Annotated in this window: 9 protein-coding genes and 1 pseudogene; 9 read left to right on the top strand and 1 reads right to left on the bottom strand. The window is 55.6% G+C overall.

The features are described 5' to 3' along the window. Window positions 1-269: pseudogene (locus IGW03_RS38590) on the top strand (hypothetical protein); the annotation flags it as partial. Window positions 270-694: 425 nt separating this feature from the next. Here the strand turns inward: IGW03_RS38590 and IGW03_RS36600 are convergent. Next, window positions 695-1699, bottom strand: a complete 1005-nt coding sequence (locus IGW03_RS36600) for a LysR family transcriptional regulator (RefSeq protein ID WP_194727306.1) — start codon at window positions 1697-1699, stop codon at window positions 695-697. Between the two features lie 716 nt (window positions 1700-2415). Between IGW03_RS36600 and IGW03_RS36605 the strand changes: the two genes are divergently transcribed. From IGW03_RS36605 to IGW03_RS36640, 8 genes are all read left to right on the top strand, one after another. Beyond that, the gene (locus IGW03_RS36605) at window positions 2416-2742 is read left to right on the top strand and encodes a hypothetical protein (RefSeq protein ID WP_194727307.1); all 327 of its coding nucleotides are present in this window, start codon (window positions 2416-2418) and stop codon (window positions 2740-2742) included. Window positions 2743-3787: 1045 nt separating this feature from the next. After that, window positions 3788-4078 (top strand): hypothetical protein, encoded by a 291-nt coding sequence (locus tag IGW03_RS36610; protein ID WP_194727308.1) that lies wholly within the window; start codon window positions 3788-3790, stop codon window positions 4076-4078. Window positions 4079-4300: 222 nt separating this feature from the next. Next, window positions 4301-4561, top strand: a complete 261-nt coding sequence (locus IGW03_RS36615) for a hypothetical protein (RefSeq protein ID WP_194727309.1) — start codon at window positions 4301-4303, stop codon at window positions 4559-4561. 73 nt (window positions 4562-4634) lie between these two features. After that, window positions 4635-4916 (top strand): hypothetical protein, encoded by a 282-nt coding sequence (locus IGW03_RS36620; RefSeq protein ID WP_194727310.1) that lies wholly within the window; start codon window positions 4635-4637, stop codon window positions 4914-4916. A gap of 141 nt (window positions 4917-5057) precedes the next feature. Beyond that, complete coding sequence (locus tag IGW03_RS36625; RefSeq protein ID WP_194727311.1) at window positions 5058-5444, top strand: hypothetical protein; 387 nt, start codon at window positions 5058-5060, stop codon at window positions 5442-5444. Between the two features lie 39 nt (window positions 5445-5483). After that, the gene (locus tag IGW03_RS36630; protein WP_228536331.1) at window positions 5484-6173 is read left to right on the top strand and encodes a C39 family peptidase; all 690 of its coding nucleotides are present in this window, start codon (window positions 5484-5486) and stop codon (window positions 6171-6173) included. A gap of 18 nt (window positions 6174-6191) precedes the next feature. Continuing rightward, window positions 6192-7406 (top strand): RNA-binding protein, encoded by a 1215-nt coding sequence (locus IGW03_RS36635; RefSeq protein ID WP_194727312.1) that lies wholly within the window; start codon window positions 6192-6194, stop codon window positions 7404-7406. Window positions 7407-7522: 116 nt separating this feature from the next. Next, the gene (locus tag IGW03_RS36640) at window positions 7523-7969 is read left to right on the top strand and encodes a hypothetical protein (RefSeq protein WP_194727313.1); all 447 of its coding nucleotides are present in this window, start codon (window positions 7523-7525) and stop codon (window positions 7967-7969) included. Window positions 7970-8238: the final 269 nt, after the last annotated feature.

Genomic DNA, 8238 nt, shown 5'->3' on the forward strand with positions numbered 1-8238 from the left:
CGCAAGTTCTGGCAAGGCACCTTGGCATCCGTCTGGTCTGGCTGCCTAAGCGCACCCCGGAGCTGAACCCGATGGAGCTGCTATGGGCGCAAGGTAAAAAGGCGACAAGCACTAATTGGCAATATGGCTCGATTGAAGAGCACGTCACTGCCTTCCTACACTATGTGCGTGGTCTATCGAATGCAGCAGCGCGACGGATCGCCGGTATCTTGTCCAAACACTTCTGGCTGCGCCGTACAGCGTCAAATAATTTCCGTGCACATGCTTAGTAGTTCTTCTCTTAACGGCCATGGCACGAGAGCCGGTTCAATTGAATAATGCCGAGCTGGACTCTATTAGTGCCGGTGCTGCGTCCGCTCGCGCAACCGGCCGCGTCAATGGCGAGACCGCCACCGTGACAGCGCCACCCGGCGGTACGGTCATAATCAGCAATTCCGGTGGATATGCGATCATCAAGGCCGCTGCATCGGGAAACACCTCCTCTGCAGCGGCCAAAGCCGTCATAACCAACTAGGCGGCGATCAACTACGATGGTACGGGTGGCAGGTCCAGAGGATGCTGGCGAACATCGCCGTGCAGCCTTGCCCGCCAGAGAGTACGCATCGTGTCCCACCGCGCGGCGCAGACGATACGCGACGGGATGCCTAGCCGAGACCGTTCGTCAAATAAGTTGGGTTTGGTTAAAGTTGGTGTGTCATGGTGTTTCATCCGTTCTAATCAAATCACACAATGCTGTCGACAGATAGGTGACCGCCATGTTGTCTCCAAGCCCATGCCCGCTTACAAGGTAATATCGAACTACCCGATTGCCGTCCCGTTGAAGCGGTAAAACGCGCAGCTTCTTTTGGGACAGTAATGACGCAACTCTCGTCTTGGGAAGCCACGCGTATGCTAAGCCTTCAGAAACAATATTGATGGCAGTGTCAAAATTGTGTACTTCCCAAGTCCGGTTCGTACCTGGTTGCGACCGGCTCGCTGGATGCTTAGAGAAATTGGTGCTATCGCTAGCATCCATCGCGATACGCACCTCCTTCAGGGTTTGCAATTCTTCGAGCTCAATGGTTCGCCCCGAACGAAACAGCGGATGGCGCGGATGAGCAACCGGAACGTAATGTATCTCAACTAGCAGCGTGCCGGTCAAACCGCTCGGAATCTTGCTCGTGATCGCGAGGTCGGCACCGCGATCAATCAGCGTTTGCTCAATGGCTGTGACTGACCGCTCGAGGAGCGCGACATTGACATAGCTTTGTTGCTGCTCGATCTGGCGCAACGCTTTTGCCAACAAGTTGGTAGGAAAATCCTTGTCTACCAAAAGGCGGATGTCTTGATTGCACATCTGCATCAGATTAATGGCAAATTCCTCGACGTCATACGCTTCCTTGACTAACGCTCGGGACCGCTCCACAAGCGCCTTTCCTTGGGGCGTCAGGCACGCCCTGCGCCCTGCCTGACGAAATAGCGCAACGCCTATCTGTTGCTCTAGCTTGGCCACGGTGTAACTCACCGCAGGCTGGCTCATGTGCAGCACGCTGGCCGCGCTCGCGAATGTGCCGCAGTCAACAACCGCATGAAGCACCCGCCAGTCCTTCACGTCAATGCGAAAGGAGGTACGCTTGAAAGCACGGAGCGCGGTTGGCGGTGCATGTGTGAGATCCGCCATCATCGCCGCCTTGTTCGAAAGACGATCTATACCATGCATGTTGACTCCCTATTATTAAATATTACAGACTGCGCACGGGTTTTTTCCATGTTCACTGATATTGACCTCTGGATTTCTACCAAAGCGACTGCAATTGGCTTCCATTGAACAGCGATAGTGCATAGGAACAATTGGTTAAAAAATCACCTCTCCCAACACTCAATACTCTTACAACCGCTTGTAATAATGTCATCCAAATTCTTGATGTATGACTTGGCTCAAACCTGACCTACTTACAACGAAGAAGGTGCAACATAACGTCGGCTTTTTTTGTTCAGGCGGGCAACAAGAACTTTTACCTATGGCATTTCCCAACCGGTAGCGATGGCTATGACGTTACCTGTACTGTGCAATTTAAGCGCGCACCCGGGACGTCCCCTGTTTGCATCGATCCGCTTGATCGATAAGGAATGTGAATATAAGCGCATCGCCAGTGCCACTGTTCGACAAGTTTTATTATTCATATTTTCTCAGCGCTCTAAAGTTGAGGCTGGTTGAACAGCTTGAAGATACTTGCAATAATTTAGTAGACGATGCATGGTGGGTTCAGTGAGCAAGTCCTTGCCTCTTGGGATGCTACTAGGAGCACCAGCCGTAAGGTAGCGTGGTTGTAGGACATCGGCTGCGCCGACTATCCTGCCTGGGAAACGAACCGTATGACAGAGTCAGCGCTTTCCCCATGCTCCAGTTTCCACCGCTTTTTAAAGAGGAAGCCCATGAATTTCGATCCCGTCGAGCAGGAGCTACTCGCGTTGCTACCAGGTCAATTTTCAATTGCAATGGTAAGCGTAATTAAAAGCAACCAGGTGCCAGGCAGCGCCACGGGAATCATGGATCTGATTGCAGAAGATCAAGGCATCACATGGGTAAATGATGAGGAACAGAAAAAAGCCATCAGTCAGCAGCGGGCATGGGTACTCTTATGGTATCCGACAACGACTGGCGTCAATCTCAGTGTTGCCGCGGCGTCGCTTCAAGCGTGCATTGATGCCGCCACAGCGTTTGGGTCCACGTCAGCCAATGATCCGCTCGGGACACCATAACCATCATCACGCCCGCTAGCCAGCTTAAGATCCTGTGCAATCGAGCAGGCGTCCTGCCTGTATTGCCTTGATCCGCTTGACCCTGCGGAAACATAAGCGATCCTGCCATCCCGGGACACGATTGTCGATGACACCGTCTACAAGCGTGCGCTAATGCTAATACGCTAATTGGTGTCAGTCCTATTCGTTTTCGAGATGCTGCACTGTCTGGAACTACCAGACATGACATACCGCCTGCCACAGAAATGCACTGGCTTTGCCACACTCGACGGTCCACGGTGGCGCCGTCTACAGCAGGTATGCAACGCCTTCGTTGCGGGCGCCTCTCTCATGCAACAAGTTATGCGCACATCCACGTGGCGACGTGATGTACCTTGCGTGGACCAAGCTTCCTACAAATAGGATGTTCTTGAATGGGGACTTTCTCCATGCTCTGGTGACCGAGCCGCCCTAGCACACTGTCGCGCGTTCAAACAGTATTTGGCATCAGAGTGTTTGCAGACAGCCGTCGCAGGTCGACTGTTGCCCTGACAGGCGGATCGTCGCAGGACCTGCCACGTCGTCAAAGCGCTATTGAACGTCAGGCATTTGGATAGCCACTGTCCGCGGCCCCTTGTGGCTGACGCAACACATGTTGCCGCCCTATTCCAAATTGTTCCCGCGTCGACCATGCTTTGTATAAATGATGCCAATGCGATCGGCATGCCAGATACTGCACCATTTTTTCGCTCCTTCATCCCCACACAATATTGGTGTAGCGCTGACTTAACAGATTGGGGCACGACTATTTTTTGCTGTCAAATGCTTTCCTTGCGATCACCAGTATCAGCAGCGTGGCGTCACGGGCTCCGCGCTATTCATCCAAATCTTTTATTAGTAATCTGCACACCGTCGCGCTACATTGCTTAAACCGAATCGCACCCCGTTCGAGACCGTTGGGGACGACACGCGAATCGGTGATGATGAGCTGTTGCACGCGTTCGATGCTGTACCTTGCCATATCTAATGGCGAGATTATTCAACTATCCCTACTAGGAGATTTATCATGAAGAAAACTCTGTCCGCACTGGCAGTAGGCACCCTGTTTTCTGTCGCCGGCTTTGCAAATGCAAGCGAGCCCATGCAACTGAGTGACAGCCAAATGGACGCCGTCTCTGCAGGCGGCATGGAATCCTTCGCCACCACTGAAGGTTCCGCTAAGTATGGCAAGACGCTCAGCATCGCCACCACCAGCGCCACTAGCAACTGGTACGGCAAGCGCACCACCGCAACGGCTGGCACACTCGCTGTTGGCTACAAGGTCACCTCCGCCGCAGCTGCCGGATCAAGTTTCTAAGCACGCCGCTCGGTCTAATTCTGCGCCCACAAGGCGCAGGACCGACCGTCTGCCCCTAGACGTCGACGGTGAAGAGGCAAAGGAAGCGCGAAGTCGGGAGTTGGATTCACAACTCAAGGCCCAGCGCGACCTTCTTCTCCTCATCAAAAGTGGCCGTCTTAACACTGCCACGTGCAACGAATACGAAACTTCGCTGCAGCAATGTTATCTAGGAGTCCGACCATGAAAGTGAACGTATGCGTGTGTGCGCTGGTAGGCGTTCTGGCCACTGGCGGCGGTTTGGCGGCAGCTGAGCCGGCGTTGTTGAACGACGGACAAATGGATGCCGTATCCGCTGGCGCCATGTACACCCGAGTTAGCGGCATGGCGTCTGCAGATTATGGCAAGACCTATGTCGTTGCGAGCACAACCGCCTCTACCAGTAGCGGCGTCAAACGCAGTGTGTCATCGGTTACCAGTATTGCCGTACGGTCCAGCCGATAGCCGTTCCCGCAGTGCGATGTCGCTCGCGAATGTGTAAGGTAAATTTCTAATCCACCTCATTAGGAGATCTATCATGAAAAAGCTGCTTTCAGCTGTAGCTCTTGTTTCTGTCGCCGGCTTTGCAAATGCAAGCGAGCCCATGCACCTGAGTGACAGCCAGATGGACACCGTCTCTGCAGGCGGCATGGAATCGCTTGCGACCACCGAGGGTTCCGCTAAGTATGGCAAGACGCTCAGCATTGCCACCACCAGCGCCACTAGCAACTGGTACGGCAAGCGCACCACCGCAACGGCTGGCACACTCGCTGTTGGCTACAAGGTCACCTCCGCCGCAGCTGCCGGCTCGAGCTTCTGATTCATGCGATACCGCCATGGCCATCCGTACGGCCGTGGCGGATCGCTGTTCGTGATGACCACGTTGTGGCCTCTACCGGTCTTGTCTGGTAGACAGCCACAGCGCCCAATAAGAAAACGTATGACGATGGAGACTACCGTGATGGCAAAGCAACTAGCGGTGTCCGGCGCGGCTTTCATGGTATGCGCCCTATCCTCCTTATGTCATGCAGGAAAACCGTCCGAACTTAACGACGTCGCCATGGACATCTTCGCTGCCCAGCAGGATGTCGTCCTGGCGCCTGTGCTGCAGACGCCTTTCCTATGCGCTACAGCGTGCAGATCGGCGGCTGATGCGACGGATTGGCGGTCGGTCACTGCCTATCTCGCTGCACGTTCATTAAGTGGTACCCATGTCGTTAGCGATGAGAGCGCCTCGGCACTGCGCTTTTTGCATGATCACCGACAGCAGGCACACGATGGGTCCGCCGATGCTGATGAAGCGTTGTCAGATGAACGGTCGTGCCGCTGCCGAATTCCAGGCTGGTGACATGGCCGTTTCGCCGTTTACGTTGTTGAGGACAGAGCTATGATTACCGCCACCTTATGTCAGAACGAATCCGTCAAGTCAACCTGGCGTCGATTGGCACCGTGCCGCCATAGAGGCCGCGCGCTAGCTGCGTTGATGACCGCATGCTTACTATCCACTGGTCAGTCGTTCGCGCAAGAGCGACAAGTTGTTTCGCTGCTCGAAATGCGCCACCAAAACGTCATCCTCCAGAAATGGGACCTGAGCTGCGGTGCCGCGGCGCTTACCACATTATTGAACTACCAGCACGGAGAAAGTCTGACCGAGAAAGAGGTAGCCGTCACTCTGATGAATCGACCCGAGTACATTGACCAACCCGAACTCATCCAGATCCGGGAAGGCTTTTCTCTACTTGATCTCAAGCGTTACGCAGAAATGCGCGGCTACAAAGGCGTTGGTCTGGGTAAGATGGAAATGAAGGACTTGGAAGCTAAAGCACCGCTTCTCGTGCCGATCAATGTGCGTGGGTACAACCATTTTGTCGTCTTCCGAGGCACGCGGGGCAACCGTGTGCTGCTTGCCGATCCTGCCTGGGGCAACCGTACCATGCTGAAAGACGAGTTCGAGCAGGCGTGGATCAACTATCCGACGTTAGGGCGGGTCGGCTTCGCTGTCGAGCGCAAGGCCCCTCCTCATCCGACGTTCCACGGGTTGAGCGCAAGCGTCGAGGATTTCGTGATGCTCCGGTAACAGGTCAACGCATGCGCCATGATCGACACCGAAGCCACCCACGCACGCGATCTACTCATTTCATCATCCGGAGCACCCATGTTCCGCAATACAAACCATCCGATCGCCGTGATGTCGCCGTTGCCGGTGGCGCTGGCACTATCGGCAGGCACGGCTTTGGCCCAGAGAACGCTGGCGCGACGAAATCGCCAATTAACTGCCCAGCTGGCGGAAGCCGAGGCACGCGTGCAAGCGCTGCAACGCCACCTCAAGCACATGGAGCGTCGTCTGGACGAACTGCCCCACTCGGCGACGGTATCTGCGCGCGCAACGACAGCGCCGTCGGCGCCACCCACGACGCAGACGGCTCAGCGCACCGCAGCGTCACGTCCAGGTAGTTTCGACATTGATGAGGATGCTGCACAACGCGCGTTGGAACGCACGCTTACCCAGTCAGGAGCGTTACTGCTTCCACAAGGCTCGAAGAGCATTACACCGGGCCTTTCCGACCATCGCACCAAGAGGGACTCATCGGTCCTCGTGGACATCGCCAGTCCAGCCACGGGTGCCAGGTCGCCGGCACTTGCCGACCAGTCATTACGCCGCAACGAATTTATCGCGCCTGTTGAATTCCGTGCCGGGCTGCCAATGGAAGGCCAGTTTGAATTCTCGGTGCCGCCGCAGCATGTATGCGCCTCGAGGCGCGACGCACTGGGTGATGTCACCAATACCAACGGCAGCGGCATCGATGACATCACCGTTGGTTGGGCAAAGACGCTGATGCAAGAAAAAGGCGCGATGCCATACCTCATTGGACACGTCAGCCTCAACACCGGAACCGGCAAGCGCACCGATGGGCAGGTCGCCTTATTGGCAGGATATCGTCAGCTGACCGGCGAGGTCGTCGCCCTCAGGCGTCAAGATCCACAGGCATTATTTGCCAGCGCATCCTATGGATACGTGTTCGACTGCGACTACGTCAAGCCAGGTGCTGTCACGGGATTGACGCTCGGTACCGTGCTTGCCACAAGCCGGGCGACGACCCTGCAATTTGGGTTTTCGCAGATTCATCGCGCTAGACAGGAGATCAATGCCGCCTCCATTCCCGGGTCCGACGAGACGTATGGTCTGATCAATATTGGCGCCTCTTTGGTCTTGTCACGCGATGTGATGCTGAGCGTATCAACGGACATCGGGGTCGGCAGCGACGCGCCGAAATACAGTTTCGACGTCGCGCTGCCAGTTACGTTTTAACTTTCTAGATGCAGCGGTTGCCGCTTCTGGAAGGTGCAGCACAGGACCACCCGGCGCGGGTGGAACCACAACACATTCGGGCAGCATTGCCGCTTCGTCCATCAATGGAGATCATCATGTTGACTTATGTCCGCCGTACCCTGTTCGCGAGCCTCCTGGCGTCCACCGTTGGATTGGCGCATGCCGCCCCCGAGTTGCTGACCGATCAGCAACTGGATCAGATTTCGGCGGGTGGGCAGTATTCCTATGTTGAAGGCGGCGGCGCAGTCGACGCCGGCTCGGTCGATGTTAAGGCGACCACGCAGGCGCACGAAAAACCGAATGGCACAACGGTGACGAAGGCGGTGCTTAAGGTCAAGGCGGTTGGGACCGATGTCAATGCTGCCGGGTACGGTGAATCGGGAGCCAACGGGGTCGTCTCCAGCGGCGCCGGCGAAGGCGCCGTCGATGAAGGCAAAGTGGTAGTCCGCATTAAGACGGTATCCAAAGTACAAGCAGATGGCGACGTGATCACCAAGACCAAGGTTGTCGTGCGCGCGGTCGAACGGCCCACCCGCTATTAAGCCCAATCGAAGGACGTCGAGCGTCCTTACAACAACATGCGCGCGGCGGTTCCGGCAACGCGGCCGAGGTACGATATTCCCAAGTATCCATCGCACCGCCGTCCTGCATGCCTGAACCGATCAATATGGGCACCTAGGAGACTAGAACTCATTTCATAAATGGCGGCGAAGCAGAATCATGATGAGTGAGAGATGAACAAAGGCGGTGTAATGTTCGATGCAGCGGTCCCAACGTGTAATGACACGCTTGAACTTGTTAAGCCAGGCAA

Source organism: Noviherbaspirillum malthae (assembly GCF_015352985.1).
Classification (GTDB): domain Bacteria; phylum Pseudomonadota; class Gammaproteobacteria; order Burkholderiales; family Burkholderiaceae_D; genus Noviherbaspirillum; species Noviherbaspirillum malthae.

Excerpts from the sequence above, each read along its gene's own strand:
- IGW03_RS36600 (WP_194727306.1), bottom strand. The coding sequence starts at position 1,699 with ATGCATGGTATAGATCGTCTTTCGAACAAGGCGGCGATGATGGCGGAT.
- IGW03_RS36605 (WP_194727307.1), top strand. The coding sequence starts at position 2,416 with ATGAATTTCGATCCCGTCGAGCAGGAGCTACTCGCGTTGCTACCAGGT.
- IGW03_RS36610 (WP_194727308.1), top strand. The coding sequence starts at position 3,788 with ATGAAGAAAACTCTGTCCGCACTGGCAGTAGGCACCCTGTTTTCTGTC.
- IGW03_RS36615 (WP_194727309.1), top strand. The coding sequence starts at position 4,301 with ATGAAAGTGAACGTATGCGTGTGTGCGCTGGTAGGCGTTCTGGCCACT.
- IGW03_RS36620 (WP_194727310.1), top strand. The coding sequence starts at position 4,635 with ATGAAAAAGCTGCTTTCAGCTGTAGCTCTTGTTTCTGTCGCCGGCTTT.
- IGW03_RS36625 (WP_194727311.1), top strand. The coding sequence starts at position 5,058 with ATGGCAAAGCAACTAGCGGTGTCCGGCGCGGCTTTCATGGTATGCGCC.
- IGW03_RS36630 (WP_228536331.1), top strand. The coding sequence starts at position 5,484 with ATGATTACCGCCACCTTATGTCAGAACGAATCCGTCAAGTCAACCTGG.
- IGW03_RS36635 (WP_194727312.1), top strand. The coding sequence starts at position 6,192 with ATGATCGACACCGAAGCCACCCACGCACGCGATCTACTCATTTCATCA.
- IGW03_RS36640 (WP_194727313.1), top strand. The coding sequence starts at position 7,523 with ATGTTGACTTATGTCCGCCGTACCCTGTTCGCGAGCCTCCTGGCGTCC.